This is a genomic window from Acinetobacter tandoii (assembly GCF_008867985.1).
Classification (GTDB): Bacteria; Pseudomonadota; Gammaproteobacteria; order Pseudomonadales; family Moraxellaceae; genus Acinetobacter; species Acinetobacter tandoii.
This window is the reverse complement of record NZ_VXLD01000001.1, coordinates 621,451-643,675: the sequence shown is the minus strand read 5'-3', so window position 1 is coordinate 643,675 and position 22,225 is coordinate 621,451. Positions and strand designations below refer to the sequence as shown.

General features: G+C 40.1%; 17 protein-coding genes and 2 pseudogenes. 6 read left to right on the top strand and 13 right to left on the bottom strand.

Annotation, left to right across the window (positions count from 1 at the left end; all coding sequences use genetic code 11):
* Window positions 1–1,260, bottom strand: a complete 1,260-nt coding sequence (locus F4W09_RS03150; protein WP_044738000.1) for a dienelactone hydrolase family protein — start codon at window positions 1,258–1,260, stop codon at window positions 1–3.
* A gap of 463 nt (window positions 1,261–1,723) precedes the next feature.
* Here F4W09_RS03150 and F4W09_RS03145 point away from each other — a divergent pair, with 463 nt between their 5' ends.
* Window positions 1,724–3,064 carry an MFS transporter gene (locus F4W09_RS03145; protein ID WP_151503984.1) on the top strand — a complete coding sequence of 447 codons (1,341 nt, stop codon included), beginning with the start codon at window positions 1,724–1,726 and terminating at the stop codon, window positions 3,062–3,064.
* Between the two features lie 70 nt (window positions 3,065–3,134).
* Here F4W09_RS03145 and F4W09_RS03140 read toward each other — a convergent pair whose 3' ends face one another.
* Entirely contained in the window at window positions 3,135–4,124 is a 990-nt protein-coding gene (locus F4W09_RS03140) for an AraC family transcriptional regulator (RefSeq protein WP_016166475.1), read from the bottom strand.
* Between the two features lie 455 nt (window positions 4,125–4,579).
* Window positions 4,580–6,055, bottom strand: coding sequence for a MocR-like pyridoxine biosynthesis transcription factor PdxR (gene pdxR / locus F4W09_RS03135; RefSeq protein WP_151503983.1), 1,476 nt, complete (start codon window positions 6,053–6,055; stop codon window positions 4,580–4,582).
* 105 nt (window positions 6,056–6,160) lie between these two features.
* On the opposite strand from pdxR (F4W09_RS03135), the gene F4W09_RS03130 reads away from it, so the two are divergent.
* Window positions 6,161–7,387, top strand: coding sequence for a benzoate/H(+) symporter BenE family transporter (locus tag F4W09_RS03130; RefSeq protein WP_151503982.1), 1,227 nt, complete (start codon window positions 6,161–6,163; stop codon window positions 7,385–7,387).
* Between the two features lie 163 nt (window positions 7,388–7,550).
* A complete protein-coding gene (locus F4W09_RS03125; protein WP_151503981.1) occupies window positions 7,551–8,003 on the top strand; it encodes a GNAT family N-acetyltransferase in 453 nt (150 codons plus the stop codon).
* A 56-nt stretch (window positions 8,004–8,059) separates the two neighbouring features.
* On the opposite strand, the gene pdxR (F4W09_RS03120) is transcribed toward F4W09_RS03125, so the two are convergent.
* Window positions 8,060–9,523 (bottom strand): MocR-like pyridoxine biosynthesis transcription factor PdxR, encoded by a 1,464-nt coding sequence (gene pdxR / locus F4W09_RS03120; protein WP_171492381.1) that lies wholly within the window; start codon window positions 9,521–9,523, stop codon window positions 8,060–8,062.
* A 90-nt stretch (window positions 9,524–9,613) separates the two neighbouring features.
* Here pdxR (F4W09_RS03120) and F4W09_RS03115 point away from each other — a divergent pair, with 90 nt between their 5' ends.
* The 3 genes and pseudogenes from F4W09_RS03115 to F4W09_RS03105 form a co-directional block, all read left to right on the top strand.
* A complete protein-coding gene (locus tag F4W09_RS03115) occupies window positions 9,614–10,399 on the top strand; it encodes an aldolase (RefSeq protein ID WP_151503979.1) in 786 nt (261 codons plus the stop codon).
* A 2-nt stretch (window positions 10,400–10,401) separates the two neighbouring features.
* The gene (locus tag F4W09_RS03110) at window positions 10,402–11,286 is read left to right on the top strand and encodes a dihydrodipicolinate synthase family protein (protein ID WP_151503978.1); all 885 of its coding nucleotides are present in this window, start codon (window positions 10,402–10,404) and stop codon (window positions 11,284–11,286) included.
* A gap of 75 nt (window positions 11,287–11,361) precedes the next feature.
* A pseudogene (locus tag F4W09_RS03105) lies at window positions 11,362–11,887 on the top strand (sigma 54-interacting transcriptional regulator); the annotation flags it as partial.
* 106 nt (window positions 11,888–11,993) lie between these two features.
* On the opposite strand, the gene F4W09_RS03100 reads toward F4W09_RS03105, so the two are convergent.
* The 9 genes and pseudogenes from F4W09_RS03100 to F4W09_RS03060 all read right to left on the bottom strand — a co-directional run bounded on the left by F4W09_RS03100 (window position 11,994) and on the right by F4W09_RS03060 (window position 22,173).
* Window positions 11,994–12,251 (bottom strand): cupin domain-containing protein, encoded by a 258-nt coding sequence (locus F4W09_RS03100; protein ID WP_244948531.1) that lies wholly within the window; start codon window positions 12,249–12,251, stop codon window positions 11,994–11,996.
* A gap of 209 nt (window positions 12,252–12,460) precedes the next feature.
* A complete protein-coding gene (locus F4W09_RS03095; protein WP_044737992.1) occupies window positions 12,461–13,576 on the bottom strand; it encodes an NAD(P)-dependent alcohol dehydrogenase in 1,116 nt (371 codons plus the stop codon).
* 33 nt (window positions 13,577–13,609) lie between these two features.
* Window positions 13,610–15,064: a benzaldehyde dehydrogenase gene (locus tag F4W09_RS03090; protein WP_151503977.1), complete on the bottom strand. Its 1,455-nt coding sequence runs from the start codon at window positions 15,062–15,064 to the stop codon at window positions 13,610–13,612.
* 101 nt (window positions 15,065–15,165) lie between these two features.
* A complete protein-coding gene (locus F4W09_RS03085; protein ID WP_151503976.1) occupies window positions 15,166–16,047 on the bottom strand; it encodes a transporter in 882 nt (293 codons plus the stop codon).
* 372 nt (window positions 16,048–16,419) lie between these two features.
* Window positions 16,420–18,218, bottom strand: a pseudogene (locus F4W09_RS03080) (sigma-54-dependent Fis family transcriptional regulator).
* 248 nt (window positions 18,219–18,466) lie between these two features.
* On the bottom strand, window positions 18,467–19,393 hold the full coding sequence (locus F4W09_RS03075; RefSeq protein ID WP_151503975.1) for a hypothetical protein: 927 nt from the start codon (window positions 19,391–19,393) through the stop codon (window positions 18,467–18,469).
* A 20-nt stretch (window positions 19,394–19,413) separates the two neighbouring features.
* On the bottom strand, window positions 19,414–20,124 hold the full coding sequence (locus F4W09_RS03070; RefSeq protein ID WP_151503974.1) for an LrgB family protein: 711 nt from the start codon (window positions 20,122–20,124) through the stop codon (window positions 19,414–19,416).
* Window positions 20,117–20,521, bottom strand: a complete 405-nt coding sequence (locus F4W09_RS03065; protein WP_104441938.1) for a CidA/LrgA family protein — start codon at window positions 20,519–20,521, stop codon at window positions 20,117–20,119. The genes F4W09_RS03070 and F4W09_RS03065 overlap by 8 nt, the downstream gene beginning before the upstream one ends.
* Complete coding sequence (locus F4W09_RS03060; RefSeq protein WP_151503973.1) at window positions 20,521–22,173, bottom strand: nitrite/sulfite reductase; 1,653 nt, start codon at window positions 22,171–22,173, stop codon at window positions 20,521–20,523. The genes F4W09_RS03065 and F4W09_RS03060 overlap by 1 nt, the downstream gene beginning before the upstream one ends.
* Between the last annotated feature and the right edge of the window lie 52 nt (window positions 22,174–22,225).

Genomic DNA, 22,225 nt, shown 5'->3' with positions numbered 1-22,225 from the left:
TTACACTCCCTCACCAATGGGTTTTCCTTCGCTGCTGTTCCATGACGGCATCAGCGTATTGGAAGGTAAATCTTCATTCAGGAGTTTTTTAGCCGTCTCAACACCGGCCACAGGCAATCCCTCAGGGTTGAGTAAACCAATTTGCACTAGTACCGATGCCTGATCCCAATAAATATGTTCATGACACAGTTTAGAACCGCGAAATTGAATAACACCCAGCATTGGAATTTCGACGTATTTGCCTGTTGGTTTCACCCCTGGCAGTAGCCAATCAATTTCGGTGTCGTGAGTAAAACTCATGATAAATTCATCGACCACCTGTGTTGATCCCACTGTGCGTGATATAGAGGTAATCTTCATGTCTTCAGGGTTTTGATGGACAAAATGGTAACGATAGAAACGCGCTAACTGACTTTGCCCCACACCACCTGTTAACGTTGGAATGTGATTTACATAAGGTTCAGCCACCATGGTTGCCATGGTCGCAGGGACATCTCGTGTATCAAACTCATGCCGAATATGCTCTTCCCATAACGCCACCAAATCATAATGTGGTCCAATCGTGTCATGCAGTGCAGTCACCATTCGCTCATGGGCAAATCGGGCTGATGGTTTGTGGTAATGTTCACTTTTCGGTCTAGCAAAAGCATGATCGACATCTTCATAGACATAGGCTTTGACATTGCTATATTGACTCGCGGCTTGCAAAATCGCTTGTCGTGCATCTGGTGGGGTGAATTGATCTAACTCTGCGATATGCAGTACCAAACGTCCTTTTAGGTTAGCTAGCTCATCCAGTACATTTTCTAAACCAACCCCGTAGTAGCCAACGGCACAAGCAACTTCTGGTAAACGACAGGCGGCTAAATACGCCAGCTTTCCACCCAAGCAATACCCAACAACACCCAGCCCTGTAGACGTATCACATTCAGGTCGTGTTTGCAGATAAGCCAGACTATCTTGTATATCTTCTACCCCTAAATTTTCATCGTATTGTTGATAAAGTGCATAAGCTTTTTGAAAATCTTCTGGGGTATAGCCCAATTCAATATTGGCTGCACTACGCCAAAATAAATCAGGAACAAGAACAGTGTATCCTTCCTCGGCAAGAAAATTTGCCTTTTCCCGCATTGCGGCATTGACCCCAAAGATTTCCTGACACAACACAATGCCTGGACCTTTACCTGAAGATGGGGCGACCAAGTAAGCACTAAATTGTTTACCAGTCTCGGTTTTTATCTGAATCGTTTGACCAGCCATAATCGTCAACTCCTGACTTTGTTATGGCTTTATCTTCTATCCAAATTTTTAAGATGACTGTCCAAAAGCTGCGAGCACTATCCAATCCATGCGCAATTCTAAATTGCGTGTCTAAATATGGATGCTTCTTTTGTTTGCACAGGTGACACAAAATAATCTGTAAAAAAACTATCCAGCATGAATGGAAAAAATGGATGAAGTTCAGGAGTTAGTGGATAGTCCTCCAAGTATAAAAATAGTTCAATCAAGATATGTTCATACCTCGCGATAGCGCAACTTTCTCTACCGTTTAAAAAGAGTCTTTCTGCCGATCAGAACAAGGCGATGTCTCTGGTGTAAATCGAACACCTTTCACTCATGTGCGAACATTGCTAACGCAAAATTCATCCATCAATGCCATGAGTAAATTTGTACAAAAAGGGTCAATCCAACCGAGCTAAAACATACATTCAAAGGAAGAATTATGAGAACAATTGAAGTAAATCAGATTATTAATCGGGAGAAGCTCTCCCCCCTACAATGGCTGGTGTTTATTCTCGGCTTTTTGGTGTTTTTCTGCGATGGCCTAGATACGGGCATTATTGGCTTTATTGCCCCCGCTTTACTGGATGATTGGGGCATTAGCAAACCACAACTTGCCCCCGTACTCAGTGCTGCATTGGTCGGGATGTCGATTGGTGCGATCATTTCGGGACCACTGTCTGATAAATTTGGACGTAAAGGCATTATTGTCACAACCACCCTTCTATTCTCGGTGTTTACCATTCTTTGTGGTTTTGCTAGCTCTACCCAAGAACTGATGATTTACCGTTTTATTACAGGGGTTGGATTAGGTGCAGCCATGCCAAACATCAGTACAATGGTATCTGAATATATGCCAGTTAAGCGCAAAGCCTTTCTCACAGGACTCGCAGGTTGTGGTTTTATGTTAGGCATTTCTTGTGGCGGAGTCTTGTCTGCCTACTTACTCGAAGCATTTGGCTGGGCAAAAGTGATCATTCTTGGCGGTAGTATTCCTTTACTATTGGTCATTGCATTACTGCTTGCTTTACCTGAATCGACACAATCGCTGATTGCACGCAACCGCCAAGATAAAGCACTCGCCATCTTAGAAAAAATTCAAGGACATCCGTTTAGCGAACCTGTGAAACTGGTGTTACCACAAACCGAAACCACCAATGAAAATCCTGTAAAAATTGTATTGGGCAAATACTTATGGGGTTCAAGTATGCTGTGGTTATGCTGTTTTACTAGCCTCTTGGTGTTTTATCTTTTAACTAGTTGGATGCCAACTATTTTAAAAACAGCGGGCTTTAGTACACAACAATTTAGCTTAATTGCCGCCATCTTCCCTTTTGGTGGTGTAATTGGCGCAACCATCATGGGTTGGTATATGGATAAGGTGAATCCAACCACCGTAATCAAATATGCTTACCTCATCGCGTTCGGCTTATTCCTTGTTGCAGGTGTAGTCAGCTCAAATATTCTATTGCTCGGCATCACCATTTTCTTGATTGGTGCACTGCTTGCAGGAGCACAGTCATCACTCCTACCATTAGCAACTATGTTCTATCCAGCCGTTTGCCGCGCAGTTGGGGTGTCTTGGATGCATGGTATCGGACGGATTGGTGCGATCTTGGGGGCATTCTTTGGTTCACTTATTTTCACCTTTAACCTAAGTTTAGGTGGCATCTTCTTTGTACTGGCTATCCCAACTTTCATTTCATTTATGGCTTTAACCCTAAAAGTCATTTATGAAAAATCTAAAACTAAAGCAATCTATAACTTAGAAAATTCAGTCTAAACCATTTGTATATTGCATTAAAAAACCCCTGATGAAATTTCTCAATCAGGGGTTTCTTATATCTCATCATTTATTCACGTGACTTATTTTTAGTTTCACTCGGCTTTTCACCAAACTCCTCTTTATAGTCTTGGGAAAAACGACTGAGGTGGGTAAAACCCCAATCATAAGCCAGTTTTGAAATCGATAACTTAGCATTCATATTGGCATGACTTAAAATTTTATAAATTTGCTGCAAGCGATATTTGCGCAAAAAGGACATCGGGCTAGTACCATAATATTGCTGAAATTCATCGTACAGTTTTGACTTTGAAACGCCTGCCAAACGTTGTAAATCATCAGCACGAATGTCTTCATGTGCATGTTCAATAATGAAGTTTTTAACTTTGCGAATATAGACCGGCTCTTGTTGCTGTGCCTGTACTTTCAATGCCGCAGAATAATTATGCTCTTGAGAAAGCAATAACGCCTTAATCACAAAATTTTCATAATCATCAGACAGCATTTGCAAGCCAAAAAAACCATTATTCTGTGCATTAAACTGCAAGAAATTTTGGATATTTTTCCACCATGCATGAATTAATTGAGTTGAATCGATATGCATTTCTGGATTAAAAATAATAGGCTGGTCAATGGACTGATTTAACAAATCCGCCAAAACCATATGCATACTTCGCTCAGGAATAACGACCTGTAATTTCTGACAATCACGGTTAATAACTAATTCCTGACAATCATTATTCGAGACAATTAACCCTCTATTCTCATCTGAAACATAATTTTCACCACGAATACTTAGCGCCTGTTTCCCCTGTAAAGGCAAGCTAATACTATAGGCTTTTAAATTGGAAATATTGATGGCAACATTTGCACCATAACGAATCGTACCAATCGCCATTTTCCGATTGGGCAAACGCATACCATCGTAATGAAAATCTAAGGTATCGCGTGCACTTGTATCTAAACGATGTTCGCCACAAATGCTCGACATTAAATTCTGTGCAAAATCTGCTTGCCGAGAATAGTGGTTCACATTCATCTGTTGGCTGAGTGATGTCATATCCTTTTCACCTAGCTAAGACCCTATTGCTTAAAACAGCAACTTTTATGCCAATCAAAATCCTTCGATTGGTCATTCTTCTATCCTTTCATTGAAACTATATATCAAGACAGAATCTTTTTCTTTTTTTAAATGAAAAAATTAATTTTGTGAAATACCTCTAGAGTATATTTTTATATCAAACTGATTCAGCCCGTTTTTTTTTGTTATATTTTTTAGAAGCTTTTCCGACTCCACAATCAGCATTGTACACCCATAAATCCTTTTTCAACGACAAAATATACAGACTCATATTTTAATTGCTTTTTAAAATTCTTATCACTGAATAATGCATCAATAATTCTTAAATGTATGCATAATAAAGAAGCATCTATAGTGAATTTAATTATGTGCATAGCAAAATTAGTCTTCTCATATTTTAGAAACTAACGGGCATATTTTAAATTATCAAAAAACTAATAAAGAGATTGCGCAAGCTTTTTAATATTTGCTTGTAATTCATCAGGCGTATGCGCTGCATAACCAAATAGTACGGCGGGTCTTTGGGATTCGACTTGACAATATCTGGATAAAGGCTGTACAGCTAAACCCACTTTTTCACATTCAATAAGAAATTCTTTTTCAGTCCAACCATTCTTAAGCCAACAAACCAAATGAATTCCTGAATCGGTAGGCTGTACAGTTAGTACATCTGAAAGATAGGTTTCAATTGCTACAATTAAAGCCTGTTGACGTTCGTAACAGGCTTTACGGACTTTACGCACATGCCGTGCATAATGACCATCTTTAATAAATGCAGTCAGTGCCACCTGTTCCAGATAGGAACTACGCGTGTCGGTATAATATTTTGCCAGACTAAAAACCTCAATTAAGGCTTCAGGAACGACCATAAACCCAAGTCGGAATTCAGGAAACATCATCTTAGAAAATGTGCCTGCATAAATCACACGATGCTGTTCATCTAAACCTTGTAATGCTTGTATAGGATGTGTTCCATAACGAAATTCGCTGTTGTAGTCATCTTCAAAGATCCATTTTTGATGTTGGGTAGCCCAGTCCAATAAAGCAAATCGGCGAGCAAGACTCAGGGTGTCGCCAAGTGGAAATTGATGTGAGGGAGCTGTGTAAATGAGTTTGCTTTCAGCATGGTCATGAATAATTTCTTCAACTCTCATCCCCTCCTCATCACTAGTGATAGGGTTTACTATGGCACCAAAACTACGGAATATATTTAAGGCTGCGTCATAACCCGGCTCATCTAAACACACTTGGTCATTTGGCTGTAACAGTGCATACGCAGCCAAATGAATTGCCTGTTGTGTTCCATTCACAATCAGAATTTGTTCTTCCTGACAGTTTAATCCTCGTGTTGACTTAACATAATGACAAATTGCCTGACGTAAAGGCAGATAGCCTCGGGGATCATGGAATTGGCCTAATTGATAATAAGATTGTCGCCATGCACGCCCTAATAATTTGCCCCAAAGTTCATGGGGAAATAAATCGACACAGCCTACACCCACATGAAATATTTTCTTCTCTTGACTTGATAATGTCTGCTTATTCCAATGACGCAACAAATTAGTGAAATGTGGATTAATGTTGATGCTTTGCGTAGGTTGAGATTTTGTCTGGGTTATATCATTTTGAATTTGAATTAATTGGTCTGGAATGACGGCAGCAACATAAGTTCCTGAACTTGGTTTAGTGACTAAATAGCCTTCATCGAGCAAACGTTCTAATCCCGCCAATACAGAATTACGGGAAATGGACATCATCTCTGCCAAATTGCGACTTGAGGGTAGTTTTGTTCCCCCAGATAGACGGCCTTCTAGAATTGCATCTCGTAAAACACAATATAAACCATCTTTTATGGGTTGCCCTTTAGGCAAAATTAAATGTGGAAAATAAGCAGAAGATGACGTTGTCATAGTGAACTGGTACTTCTAAAAACACCCAAACTGTATCTTATGACAATACCATGATTAAAAATACACTCAACGCTTTCATGGTTAAAGTTTTCAGAGGTTGGGGTTATGTCGGTTCGACTCGCAGTTTTTCACCGTTATTCCAAGGATTTACTCCCTCCTATTTTGGCAGGATTAATTTCGGTAATTGTCAATTATGGGAGTACATTCATTTTAATCTTCCAAGCAGCACAAATGGCAGGACTTAGCCCAGAGCTTACAGCTTCATGGGTATGGTCAATTTCTATTGGTGTTGGTATTACTGGAATATTATTAAGTTGGTACACTCGAGAACCCATCGTTACGGCATGGTCTACTCCTGCTGCTGCATTTCTCATTACTGCTCTTGCGACTATTCCCTATGCTGAAGCGATTGGCGCATATTTACTTTCTGCCTTAGCCTTCGTAATTTTAGGAGTTACTGGTTATTTTGAAAAACTGATTCGCCTCATTCCTGTAAGTATTGCATCAGGTTTGTTGGCAGGGATTTTATTACAATTTGGTATTACTGCGTTTACCAACACCATAATCGACCCACTTCTGACCCTGTCATTATTTCTGATTTATCTGGTTGTTAAACGTTTTTCTGCACGATATGCCATCGTCAGTGTTTTGGTTTTTGGTTTTATTTTTTTAATCTTTCAGACTCGAATTGACTTTTCAGGATTTGAATTGAAATTAGCCTCATCGATTCTGACTGCTCCTGATTTTTCCATCAATTCCACATTAAGTATTGCCGTACCTTTATTTTTAATCACATTAACAGGGCAATATATGCCAGGTTTATTGGTCTTAAAAAATGATGGATTTAAAACCAATGCCAAACCCATTCTTATTGTCACAGGTTTAGGTTCTTTCATCATGGCACCCTTTGGCGCTCACGCTTTTAATCTTGCAGCAATTACCGCTGCAATCTGTACAGGTAAGGAATCTCATGAAGATCCATCTAAACGCTGGATAGCTGGAATTGCTGCGGGGATATTTTATATTTTGGTTGGGATTTTTGGCGTCACACTCGCTGCAATATTTACAGCATTTCCAATAACTTTTATTAGTACGCTGGCAGGTCTTGCCTTATTAGGCACTATTACTGGAAGTCTAACCAATGCTATGAGTGATGGTGAAAACCGTGAAGCAGCTTTAATTACCTTTCTTGCCAGTGCTGCCAATATTACATTATTGGGGATTGGCGGAGCATTTTGGGGATTGATTTTAGGCTTAATCGCCTATTGTGTCTTGAATGGAAAATTTAAACGATTTGTTTCGGATAATTTTATAAAAACGGTGAATGATTAGAAATCTTCAATATGCTGTTAGAAGTATCTTTTCACGGCGTTTTGTATAAAAATCTTAAACTGGTACTGTAAAAAATACGAAAACCGTATCTTAAAACAGTACCATATCAAGATTATGCTTTATCCATCAATTTTTAATCACCAAAAATGATGGGAACATCTCTATGCAAAAGCAAAATATTCAAGTAACACCAGCACAGTATCAAGATTACCAACAATGGCTACCGTATTGGCTTGCCTATCAAGAATTTTATAAAGTTAATTTATCTCATGAAGTCACACAAACCACATGGCAACGCTTTTTTGATGATGCTGAACCTGTGTACTGTGCTGTTGCCAAAGAGGGCGACAAAGTTTTAGGCTTTGTCCATTATGTGATTCACCGCTCAACTTGGGCAGAAACAGACTATTGTTATTTAGAGGACTTATATGTATCGCCTGAAGCACGTGGACAACACGTCGGGAAACGTTTAATAGAATATGTCCAAAAACAAGCGCGTACTCAAAAGTGTGATCGTTTATATTGGCATACTCAAGAGACAAACCAGACTGCTCAGAAACTTTATAACTGGATCGCTGAAAAACCTGGAATTATTGAGTATCGTATGCCTTTATAATTAGGTTATGTAGCAAAGCCAAAGTCCACAAGATTTTGGCTTTTATATTTTTCAACCTACAATTCAGTCATGAATATTTGATATAATGTTTGAATAATCTTGGTTATTTCAGTTTCATTCAGTGCAGCAAAGCCAAAACGTATGTGAAAATATTCTAAGCTGGTATTTTCTACACGAGAACCAAAGCAATATTCAGAATCAATCTGCAAATGACTTAAAGCTTCAATATAGTGAGTTTGATAAGCTAGATTAAACCTCACCCATAATGCCATTCCCCCTGCTGGTGCAGTAATTTCAATTTTGTCCTGAAAAAATTGCTGAAAAGTCATCACGGCAAAATCTCTACGGTGTTGATAAATTTTGCGCATCTTCCTTGTATGCCGCTTGATTTCACCTTGTTGCATCAACTCTGCAATCGCCAGTTCTGTAATGGCATTGCCCTGCTTATCAATAAGTAAAATATCCTGTTTCATGGCTTGGATAATTTCCAAATCAGCAACCACATAGCCCACCCTTAAACTTGGTGCAAAGACTTTGGACAATGAACCGATATGAATCACTTTTTCAGCCGCAGGTAAACTGATTAAAGGAGGAATTGGACGACTGTCATAGTGGAATTCGTGATCATAATCATCTTCAATAATATAAAAATCAAAAGTTTTAGATAGTTCCAAAAGCTTTAGTCGCCGATCCATCGACATGGAAACAGTCGTTGGATATTGATGATGTGGCGTAGTGTATACTGCTGCAACCGAATGATTTTTCAGTATTTCTGTTAAGTGTTCGGTATCTAGACCATGTTGATCTAATCTGACCCGCACAATTTGAAAATGGTTGGATAGGAAAGTTTCCACTGCTGGTGGATAAGACCACTGCTCCACGACAATGACTTGACCTTGTACTTGTGGCTTGGCAAGCACTCGAGCTGCAAGGAAAATCCCCATTTGGCTTCCGCGAACCACACAAATATGCTGAATTGTGGTCTGAATAAATCGCTCCATTGACAACATATTTAATAAGGCTTGACGTAATTCCAGCGCTCCTTGCGGGTCACCATACCCCATAATTTGCTGCCTCGTCACCTTAATCAAGGTATGACGATAAGCACGCGAAAATAACTCATATGGAATCAGCCGAGTATCAGGAATCCCATCATTTTTAATCGCCGTTTCCTGTGGAGTAGATAATTCAGTAGAAATTTGAGCTGATGTCATTATAGCTAATGCTGAGTCAAGTTTGAGATCGGGTAACTGTTCAGAAATAAACGTCCCTTGTCTTGGCTTTGAGACTAACCAGCCCTGAGCTTCTAAATCTTCATAAACGGATTGTACTGTTTTCCGATTAATTCCCAACTCATCCGCTAAGGTCCGCGAACCTTGCAAACGTGTGCCCTGCTTTAATCGCCCTGACAAGATTTCCTGAATAATCTGGTTTGTCAGTTTAAGAAAAATGGTTTTTTCTTTACGTTCAGCTAGATGTAGTCGCATTTCCCACGATTGTTGCATGATTATCTGGACCATATAAGTTTTAAAAACTGGATATTTTCTACCATCCACAAGTTTCTTATTCTGCCCATGTCCAAATGACAAATCAACCGAATAGGAGGTCTTATGGAAACTGCACTACTTGATAAACAGCAGCTCATGCACAACGCTCAACAAAGTATGCAACAACATTTTCAAGATGAAGACTACACCGATCCACAAAAACTGGCCTTAACTTGCCGTATTTTATTTGATCATGGTCATGATGCTGGACTTGCTGGACAAATCACCAGCCGAACCGATAAAGGGAATACCTTTATTACTCAACGTTTTGGTCTAGGCTTTGATGAAATCACTGCGGCCAACTTATTAGAAGTAGATCAAGACCTGAAACCTTTAAATGGCGAAGGAATGGCAAACCCAGCCAACCGTTTTCATACTTGGATTTATAAAGAACATCCCGAAGTGAATTGTATTATTCACACCCATCCAACGCATGTCGCTGCGTTGTCTATGCTCCGTGTGCCACTCGTTATCTCACATATGGATACCTGTGCTTTGTACGAAGATTGTTCTTTCGTTGGAGATTGGCCTGGTGTTCCTGTTGGCAATGAAGAAGGGATCTTTATTTCTTCAGCATTGGGTGAAAATCGTGCTGTTTTATTGTCTCACCATGGACAGTTGGTCACAGGAAAAACCATCGAGGAAGCTTGTAATCTCGCGATTTTGATTGAACGTGCGGCACGCTTACAACTTTTGGCCATGGCGGCAGGTCAAATTCAACAGATTCCACACGACTTAGCCAAAGAAGGGCACGACTGGGTGTCTACAGATAAACGTAACAAAATCAATTTCGCTTATTACGCTCGTAAAGCTTTGAAAAATCACTCAGATTGCATTAAAGGAGAATAACCATGAAGTTAGAAGGCATTATTGCTTACCCCATTACTCCTTTTAAAGCTGAAACACACGAAGTTGATTTTGATGCGTTGACGATTACGCTAAATGCATTGCTTGAGCATCAATGTGATGCGATTGCACCACTGGGCAGTGCTGGGGAAAGTGCTTATTTATCTTGGCAGGAATGGCAACAAGTCGCTCAAAAAAGTATTGAAGTTGTTAATCATCGTGTCCCTGTCATTTTAGGAATTTCCGAACTCACGACCTCAATGGCAATTCAAAAAGCTCAAAAGGCTGAAGAGTTAGGCGCAGATGTGATTATGGTCATTCCTGTTTCCTATTGGAAACTGACGGATCAAGAAGTTTATGAGTATTATCAACAAATTGCAGCAGCAACTAAACTCCCGATTATGGTCTATAACAACCCTGCAACGAGTGGTTTGGATATGTCGCCTGAATTAATTGTCAAAATGTTTGAAGAGATTGAAAACATTTCTATGGTCAAAGACAGTACGGGGGATATTCAACGTATGCATAAATTCCATGAGCTGACACAAGGGAAATTGCCTTTTTATAATGGCTGTAATCCTTTGGCTCTTGAGGCATTTTGTGCTGGTGCAAGTGGTTGGTGTACCGTTGCCCCAAATCTGTTAGGCAAACTCCCCAATCAACTCTATCAAGCAGTCAAAAATGGAGATCTAACTCAGGCACAAAACCTTTTCTATAAGCAACTTCCTTTATTGCGGTTTATTGTGCAAGGTGGTTTACCCAAAACAGTGAAGGCTGGATTGAATGAACTAGGTTTCTGTGTCGGAGACCCTAGAAAACCTTTACAAAAGGCTAGCTTAGCCGAAACTAACCAGTTACTAGGTTTTATTAAGCAAGCAACGAGTATTTAATTTTATTGGTTTCTTAACGCTGTATTTGACTCTATAAAGTTAAGTACAGCGTGCAGTCAAGTTATGCATTTGCGCGAATCATCATTTACAGGTGCAGTTCGTGATTGGGCTGGATGCTTTGAACTTGCCGATTAAGGGATTTTATTTTTAGATTAAATTTTCGAGCCACTCGAATTACAAAGTAAATTGCTACACGTATTACATGCATGAAGGTACTTTCGAAAGAGTTGGAGAAGAAAAAATACGACACGTTGATGTTAGGATTATTGTCGCCACTAATCGAAAATAGAAACTGACCCAGTAATATTCGTGAATTACAAAATGTGTTGGAATATGCATTAATCACGACCATACACGATGCTGTTTCTTTTCAATATTTGCTTGAACAAGAACCATCTCAGACCATATAGTCCAATCACGTCTCTACAATCGAGCAAGTACTGACGATACAACAACTCAAACCGTTAGAAACTGAAAATCTTAAATCAGCAATCAAACAATGTGAAGGTAAAATTTTTGGTGATGTCGGTGCAGCTAAACTGTTAGGTTTTAATCAAACGACACTGATTTTAAAATTAAACAAATGGGAATTAAATATTAAACCCCACTCTTGAAAGCATGATCATGCTTTTCAACCAGAAATTAAATCTTAAATCCCTTATGTATCTAAAAAGATTAATGTTTCATTACTTGCGTGGGGTTGGGACTTAAGACAGAGGCATTCCTGCCTCAGCAGTAAAATGGATATCAAAAGGCTTATTGGTAATAAATAACATCAAAACATCATTATCACTTCGCGCACCATGAAACATGATTGCCCCCTCAGGAAGCCAGACAAAACTTCCGAGTCCAAACTCGTCCTCGCTCGTAGCCAAATATCCCTCTAATACATACATGCCGTGTGCGCAATTATGCCAATGCTCTACCGTGCTAAACCCAGCAGGATAGCGCAACCTCCAAATCATTATGCCTGTATCTGGGCTTTGCAAACAGGTTTTTACTGGTAATTCACTCTTTAAATGGAATAGGAATAAATTCCCATGGCATGGTATTGGTATTTCGCACAAAAGGTTTATCCGTCATTTTCTATTCTTCCCAGCGTTCTTTTTTAAATTTTTAAATGGAATAACCTGATGACATCAATATAATCAGGTCACTCCCAATTAACCCCAAATCAGCCAATTTTAATAATAGGCTTTAGTGTGATTCCTTTATGGCTGTCTAGTGCTGCTTGATTGATTTCATCAAAGGCATAGAATTTCACTAACCGATCAAATGGAAACTTTCCTTGTTGATATAGTGTAACTAGCTCTGGGATAAATTTCTTCGGTGCACCACTGCCTTCAACCACACCCATAATGGTTTTTCCACCGAGTAATAAATCATTCACATCAAACTGTGCCGTGGTTCCTAAAGGGGGTGCGCCAACAACTGCTATTTTGCCTAAAATACCCAAAGCATCTATGCCTTGTTTTAAGATTTCAGGGCGTCCCGTAGACTCAAGTGCAAAGTTAATTCCACCGCCCGTAATCTCTTTGATTGCAGCCACAGGATCTTGCGTTTTACTATTGATCACATGGGTTGCACCCAACTGTTTTGCCAACTCCAAACGTGATTCGACAATATCAACAGCAATAATGGTTGATGCGCCACAGACTTTCGCCGCAAGCAATGCACTTAAACCTACCGCACCAGCGCCCCATGTCACAAAACTACTGGCAGGGCTTACTTTAAGCGCATTGATACATGCCCCTGCACCCGTTTGAATACCGCAGCCTAATGGTCCCAGTAACTCAATAGGAACCTCTTTGGTTACCTTCACTGCATTATTTTCACGACTTAAGGCATAAGTCGCAAAGGAAGACTGGGCAAAAAAATGATCGTGTACTACGGTATGATCATGCCTACAAATCGCACTTTTACCTTCTAAGTCAGCACCGCTGAAGTTACGTCCGAAGAACTCTGAGCAATAAGCAGGATTACCTGTATTGCACTGGGTGCATTTTCCACAATAACCATAACTTAACACCACATGATCACCCACTTGCAGGTCAGTCACATTTGGTCCAATCGCTTCAATAATTCCCGCGCCTTCATGTCCAAGCACAGCAGGCAATGGCACAGGATAATACTGATCACGGACAATTAAGTCGGTATGACACATCCCCGTCGCGACAACTTTCACCAGCACCTCATCACCTTGAGGTTGACGGATTTTAAGGGGTTGCAATTCAAAATCCGCGCCTTTACATGCCGTCACAGCGGCAACGATGTCTTTCATTTCGTTCATGCGATTACTTCCTGTAATAAATAATTTAACTGATTAAAAAGGATAATGTGGTGCTTGCGCCTGTACGGTCATCCATTGCCACTGGGTAAACTCATCCGCATTGGCAGGACCGCCAATACGCGTCCCATTTCCTGATGCACCAAAACCACCAAATGGGTTGACCGTTTCATCATTTACAGTTTGGTCATTGATGTGTAGTAAACCGACTTTAAGTTGTGTACCAAGCTGCATCGCACGTCCAACATTTGAACTAATCACACCTGCTGAAAGCCCAAAGTCTCCATCGTTAGCAAGTTCAATTGCCTGTTCATCAGTAGTAAAAGGAATTAGTACAGCCACAGGTCCAAAAATTTCTTCACTGAAAATTGGATTATTTGAAGTTACATTCGAAAGCACAGTTGGTTCAAAAAATACGCCATCAGCACGCCCACCCACTTCTAATGTTGCGCCTTCCGCAACTGCGACATTCACCAGTTGTTCGACACGTTGCGCTTGTTTAGCATTAATCAGAGGGCCAATGGTGACATGACTTTCACACGGATTACCAACTACAAATTTTTTGACTTTTTCGATCACACGTTGTTTGACTTGTGCATAAATTTTCTGATGGATCAGAATTTTGCCAGAAGTCATACAAATCTGACCTGAATGCAAAAATGCTCCCCATGCGATATTTTCAGCAGCCAATTCAATATCAGCATCGTCCAAAATGATCAGTGAGTTTTTACCGCCTAACTCCAAAGAGACTTTCTTCAAAGTTTTTGCAGCATTGGCACCGACTATACGCCCGACATTCGTTGATCCAGTAAATTGAATACTGGCAATATTTTTATCCAGTGTCAGTGCTTCCCCGACCTCTGCACCGCCTGGTAATACATGCAATAACCCCTTCGGGAGACCTGCTAGCTCAAAAATACGTGCTATGGCATAACCACTACACACGGCTGTACGTTCATCAGGTTTAAGTACGACTGCATTGCCTAATGCTAAAGCTGGTGCTACAGCACGTAAAGCCAAATACAGTGGAAAATTAAACGGTGAAATGACCCCGACCACACCAAGCGGTACGCGTTTTGCAATACTGAGTTTTCCATTTTGAGTTGGCAAGACTGTGCCCTGATCCATAGCAGGCAATCCGATACAATGCTTAAGTACCTGAATGGCGATACTCACTTCAAAACCTGCTTTAAGCTGTAAAGAGCCGCTTTCTTTAACTAGCCAATCAATCACATCGGCTTGATGCTCTGTGAGCAAAGCTGCTGCACGTTCAAAGACTGCTTGGCGCTCTTGATAACTCAATGCCCACCATGCCTGTTGTGCTGATTTACCTTGTTTGGCTGCATTTACCACATCTTGAGCAGCAGCATAGCCAATCTCGCCCAGCTCTTGACCAGTTGCCACTTCAACAACCTTGTATAACTGCGGGGCTGACTGCCATAAGCCATTGAACAGTTTTTTATCCCAAATCTCTTTTGTTAATATCGACATAATGACCTCGTTAAAATTGTCTTGAACAACCCATACATCATTTCACTTTCATCGTGGCAAAATTGAAGCAATGGATGTGTTGTCATCACACATGTTTTGAATTAGAAAATGTAAAAAAGCCGAAAGTTTAGTCCTAGTTCTTTCTTGAAGCCGCTTTCAACTTGAGTATCTGAAACTAGCTGTGCACTCAATTGAGTTTTGGCATTCATCATGTGTTGAAACTCAAATCGTACTTGCTGCTTTTCCATGTTCTGATTGAGTCTGATGCCATCCAAAAATTGCTCGCCACCATAGTTTGCTGCATAACCGAATGCCAGGCGTTGCTTGGCATTCAAGTCATAACGTAAATTGACCTGTGTTTGATAACTGGTGTCTTGAGACAAGGTCTGATTACCCTTGCCCGCTTCATCATTATCCCCATACCAGATGGCATCTTGATAAAATTCGAAACCCCATTTGCCAGAGAGCGGTTGTACCCAAGCCAACTGCACATCGTATTTAAAGCGGTTTTCTCCCAGATTCACGGCGTCATATTTGTCATACTGGCCCAGTGGCAAATAAATAAACGGTGTAAGGGCAAGATAACGTCCTGAAGCTCCTTGTTCAGGTTGATTAATCAACCAAAATGCAGAAGCAATAATCGGGTCTGCAAAACCAGATGCATGATTTAAATGCACATCGCCAATTTGAGTATTTCGCACTGAACCAAACGGAATGACCACCTGAGGTGTTGCCCATAATCCAGCGATGTCGGTGTAATGAATGAAGCGTGCAATCCCAATATCTGAACGGGAGTCGGCATCGGTTTTATCATCCCTTTGATAATAGCCATCCATTTCACTATGTTGATAGTAAAAGACACCAACATTGGTTCCTCTTGGGAGGGTTGTATAATCTCCGACATTGACATCAATGGCGTAACTCTGTTGAGTAAGCAATGCACCCAATATGAGTAATCCCGCATTTTTATTCGCAAAATGCATAACCTGTTCCCTTTTCTTTAATTTGTCCTTATTTACTCATTCCGAAGACTGAAAATTTTTATGGACATTCCATCCATAGCCGATGTGCTAATCAGTTCAATCTAGCGATTAATCAAATATGAGTCAGAGAATAATTGCAGTTTGCATGCCAAGTTTTTAATTATTTAAAATCAATATCTTAAAGTTAGACAAGGATTTACCATGTCCATCATATAGACACATTAAAAAAGGACTGTTCAGTTCCTGAACAGTCCTTTGATATTAAGTATCTTAAAAAAAAACAGCGGGATGAATAGTTCCTACACAATGCTGCACAAACATCTATTTATGTCATTCAATAAACACTTCATTTTAAGCTAAATACAAAAGAACCTAACTGCTGATATATTTATACACCGTCGTTCTCGAAATATTTAAGCGCTTTGCTGTGCGTGCAATATTGCCATTCTCTTCATCTAATACCTGCATGACCATGTGTTTGGTCATTGCATTTAAATGTTGGTTTTTCGCTGCTAGCATAGGCTGATTCATTGTTTGAAGACTGACTGAGGACTCAGGCAAATAAAGTCGTGTCAGAACATCGCCCTCATTAAACGCCACCGATAACCTTATACAATGTGAATGAGCTCACGAATATTCCCCGACCATGTATAGGTCTGAAACTGCTGCTCAACCTTGGCTGACCATTGTGATATACCGAATTGATGCAGAATTTTATGGAAAATAGCCTGCTTATCCTGACGTAAACGTAAAGGCTCCAGATGCACTTGAAAGCCACAGATCCGATAATATAAATCGCTACGGAATGTCTGCTGTTCAATTTTCATTTTTAAGTCTTGATGGGTTGCGCATAATAACTTAAATGCTGATTTAATCGGTTTGCGTCCCCCAACCCGATAAAACCGTTGGTCTTGCAAGACGCGTAAAATTTTGACTTGCAAATGTAAGGGCAAATCACCAATTTCATCGAGAAATAGAATTCCTTGATCCGCCAACTCAATGAGACCTTTTTCACCCTGTTTTTTCGCCCCTGTAAAAGCACCGCCCTCATAACCAAACAGTTCTGCCTCCAATAAATGATCAGGTATCGCACCACAGTTAATGGAAATAAAAGGTAAATCAGCATCGAGCTTTTGATGTAATTGCTGTGCAAAGTGGTCTTTTCCTGTCCCTGTTTCTCCTGTAATCAGCACTGGAATATCTGCCTTTAAGGCTTTCAGTGCCTGATCAAGCGAATGAAGTGCAGTAATGGCTCTGGCTGGACTAGGAACATTTACATTGAACTGATGAAATTGTGCGTAGAAAAAAGCATGGTCATGACTTTGAATAAAAAAGGCATTATTGGTATCAACCTGAGTCAAATGCTCAATAACAAAGAAATTATAAATCGTTTGATCCAAGACCTGCTCAATGGAACAGTTGAGTAATTTCAATGCCATTTGGTTGGCTTTAATAACTCTACGCTGCTCATCCAGTACGATCATGCCTGTATAGGCATTTTCGAGTAAATCTTTGGAGTGCTGAAAATAAAGTATGCGCTGATTTGGTTTGATTTCAGCAAGAATCACTTTATTTTCTAAAATATAACTTTGATAAAGCAAATGTCTGAGCCAATTGCTTGCTAAAAGCCCTTGCGGTGAAGTGATATCCAAAGCACCCAAAACCGCTCCTGCCCCATTAAACACGGGGACTGAGGCGCAAGAATAATTGGCAAACTCATCTAAATAATGCTGATGTCCAGTCATGATCATCGGCTGTTTCGACAGAACACTACATGTAGGAGCAATCGCACCAAAGATAGAGGGATCTATCACCCGACCTGTCCGTAAAAAATGATATTGTTCATCTAAGTTTGGGTTGTGTCGTTCTGCAATAATCTTCAACTGCTGATTAATTAAGAAAACACTGACATCCTGCTGTCCAAATAACTGCCAAATGTCATTTAAAACCACTTCTGCCAATTCCGCGAATTTCATATCTTCTTTAGAAAGGTGGTCGACAGGAAAATCATATAAAGACGTCAGTTTAGAAAAAGGACTTAAGCCTGATTTTTTAGCACTTTCCCATGCTTGTAAAATCGGTGAATCCCGCTCCACCAGCTCAGGTAGTGCACCTGTAGTGTAAAAATTATATTTTATATTTTGCCAAGAAAATTCAGATAAACTATCCATGAGCATATTCCAAACCAATCCATTTCTTTAAACCAAATACAGATAGATTGGAATGCATTTTGAATCTTCTTCAACGACCCATTTATAAGGTTTAGGCCAGTGACATTTAAGAACATTAAACGACATTCCATCCAAGCATAGGTAGCATCCTAGTTTTCATCACGTTTAACCATGACTTTTCCAGTTTTTCCTACAATTCAAGTATGCAATCATGATGAAAAGCCTTCGATGGCTACATCACCATAAAACTATGAATACGATTTCTCAATAGCAATATGTTGAAAATAAGTTCGATAGAGATAAACGCATCCGAGTGAAAAACTCACCATCAAACATGAAGCAACTGGTAAATGCATCACACTGTCTTGCGGAAAGACAAAGACCAAAAATGGAAAGGCATACACCGCAGGAATCCGCATATCAAACAACTTGAGCAAAACAAACATTAAGGGCATATAAATGAAAGTGAGCAGCATCCAATCTTGAATCAAGAACTGCATTGCAACGGCTATAGAGATAGACAGTGTCAATAGAGCAACCTGCTTAAGATACATTTTCAACGAATACATCATCATATTCAGAGACTCATACACCACCACCGTAATTGGAGGAATGAGTGCCATCGCTTCGACCTTGAATATCGCAGCGAGTGCAAAACCCATTAATGTAATACTGGCATACACCCCTATCTTTCTTCGATCAAAGTTCCCTTTCCGTTCCAAACCTTGGTTCAGTTTAAATAACACAACACCCAACATCAGGATAAAACTGGTGACCAAGATGGAAATCAAAAATGATAGTTCATCGGCTTGGGTTACAATCGGCAAGAAACCCGTGGCCAGTGCGGGTGGTAAGATATAATTAAACGTCCACATGACCAGCAGCATGGCACATAGCACCAAAACCAGTTTAAACAGGTACGAAACTGGCATTAGATTAATGCAAAAGCCAATTACTGCCGTCAAACTAGGCAAAATAAAAATTTTATCGGGTTGATTCAACCACTGTTTATCTCGATAAACCCATAACCCAACAGCCATCGCGACTATTTCAGGTAATATAATTTCTCGGTCATGCAAGCCATAAGCGGCTGCTACCATGAGCAAAATAAAGAGAAAAGCAGCAACATAACTTTTAGAGCTTAAAGTTATCTTTACATGTGACATAGGATTCATTTGCGATTCCTTATTTTGATTTAAAATGATATAGCGCCAAGGATGTGTTTCGTCAGTGCGATCACTGTAGGAGCAAATAGCACCATGATGATTCCTGAAATAATCATGGAAAGGCTGGCAAACACACCTTCTAATTCATGCCGTTGTCTTGCACGGGCAATCCCCATGGCATGTGCGGCATTGCCAAATGCTGCCCCTGAAGCAATCTTGTTCTTGAACCGTATCCATAACAGCAGAGCATCTCCCAACAACATGCCAACCAAACCTGTAATCACGGTAAAGAGCGGAATTAAGCTAATTGAACCGCCAACTTTTTCAGTCAGCACAAAAGCAAAGGGAATTGAAATGGAACGTGCCAATAGACTATTTTTGACAATGTCATCGAAATTCATCAGACTGGCCAAAAACCAGCTACTGAAAATACCCACCAACATAGCAAGGCTAGAAGTCAACATGAGTACTTTAAAATGTTGCTGAATCATGCTGCGATAGCGAAATACAGGAATCGCAAAAGCCACTGTGATGGGACCAAGCATAGCGACCAAATACTGGGTATAGCGGTAATAGTCTTGGAACTGATGCCGTAACATAAAAATCAGCACGATGCTCAAAATAGGGACGACAATAATTGGCGATAAATAGATTTTTTGTGTTCGAACAAAGAACTGCTTTGCTATGAAATAACACACTACGGTCCAAACTAAGTAAAAAATCCCCCAGAACTCAGTCATACTGACCTTCCTGTTTTAGATCTTCACGCTTTAAGAACATCCGCACCGCATATACAGAAGCCATCATGACCAGAGTTGTGCTGATCAAAATCACCAACAGTATTTTCCAACCACTGATAATCAATAAGTCCTGATACTGAATCACACCGACCACAGGTGGAATAAAAAACAGTAACAGCTCGCCAAGTAAAAAGTCGGCACCATGTTCAACCTGAGCTAATTTCAACCACTTCATCTCAAGCAAGAACAACAACAGGAAAAAGCCCAACACACCAGATGCCAGAGGCAAGCTCAGTAGCCTTTGCAATACATAAGCACAGCTCCAAACCGCCAAAATGATGATGATTTGGTAGCTTGAGCTTTTTAGCCTGCTGGGCAGAGTTAAGATATCCAACATCAGCCTATGTCCGCATAAGCCCGTTCTTTAAATGGCTGAATCGAGACACGTTGGTAGGTTTCTAAAAAAGATTCATGCGCTAAACGCAAATCCAAATAAGTATTCAGAATTTCTTCGAGCACATCAGGAATATCTTCTGCTGGAAATGACGGTCCTAAAATATCGCCAATAGCTGCGTCATGGTCTGAGTTACCTCCTACAGTAATTTGATAATATTCAGCACCTTTTTTATCGACACCTAAAATGCCAATATTGCCGACATGGTGATGCCCACACGCATTCATACAGCCAGAAATGTTCAGATCAACCTTGCCTAAATTATATATAGTGTCTAGATCATCAAAACGACGAGCAATCGCTTCATAAACAGGAATAGATTTCGCATTCGCCAATGAACAAAAGTCACCGCCGGGGCAGCAAATCATGTCGGTCAGAAAACCAATGTGTGCACGGGCTAGATTGGCACGATCCAAAACTTGCCACAGTTCAAATAAATCTTTTTGTCGCACATCAGTTAAAGCTATATTTTGCTCATGTGTCGTGCGGAGTTCACCAAAAGTATATTGATCAGCTAAATCTGCAATTAAACGCATTTCATCGGAAGTCATATCTCCGGGGGCCACACCAGCCCTTTTTAAACTAATTGTGACTATACGATAGCCTGCCACTTTATGAGGATGAGTATTGATATTGAACCAGTGTTTAAATTTCGGATATTGCTTGAATAAAGCTTCAAAATCATACTGTTCTAAGTTTTCATACGTAAATGGCTGAAATACGGCATCCATTTGCTCTAAAACACTTTGTTGAACTTTTAGTTGAGTCTGAGTATAGGCAAATTCTGCTTCAACTTTTTCAGCAAAGCCCTCAGGAGTTAATGCTTTAACGAGAATTTTGATGCGTGCTTTATATTTATTATCGCGACGACCATGTAAATTATATACGCGCATGATGGCATCTAAATAAGCAATTAAGTCTTCACGCGCTAAAAAGTGCTTGATCACATGCCCAGCTAAAGGTGTGCGACCCAAACCACCACCTACTTTAATTTGATAGCCAATTTCCCCTGTTTCATTTTTTACAATATACACCCCAACATCATGGAATGTTGTTGCAGCTCGATCCTCTTCTGGGTGTGCACAAACTGCGATTTTAAATTTACGTGGCAGGAATGAAAATTCAGGATGGAAGGTACTCCATTGGCGAATCAGTTCACAGGTAGGACGCGGATCGGTCAATTCCCCTTCAACAACACCTGCATACTGATCTGTAGTGGTGTTTCGAATACAGTTCCCACTCGTTTGAATGGAGTGCATGTGTACCGTAGCCAGTTCCTGCAAAATATCAGGTACATCTTCAAGCTGCGGCCAATTCAGTTGAATATTTTGACGGGTTGAAATATGTGCATAACCACGATCATACTTCTGTGCAACCTCAGCTACCTTACGCAATTGCTTTGAATTCATTAAGCCATAAGGCACAGCTAAACGTAACATCGGTGCATAACGCTGAATATATAGACCATTTTGTAACCGTAATGGTCTATATTCTTCTTCGGTCAGTTTTCCCTCTAAATAACGCTGGGTTTGATTACGAAATTGTGCAACACGTTCATTCAATAAATTCTGGTCAAAATCTGTATATAGAAACATCTGGGCTACCTATCTATTTATGCGATAAATATGAAATAAATGCATTTTTGAT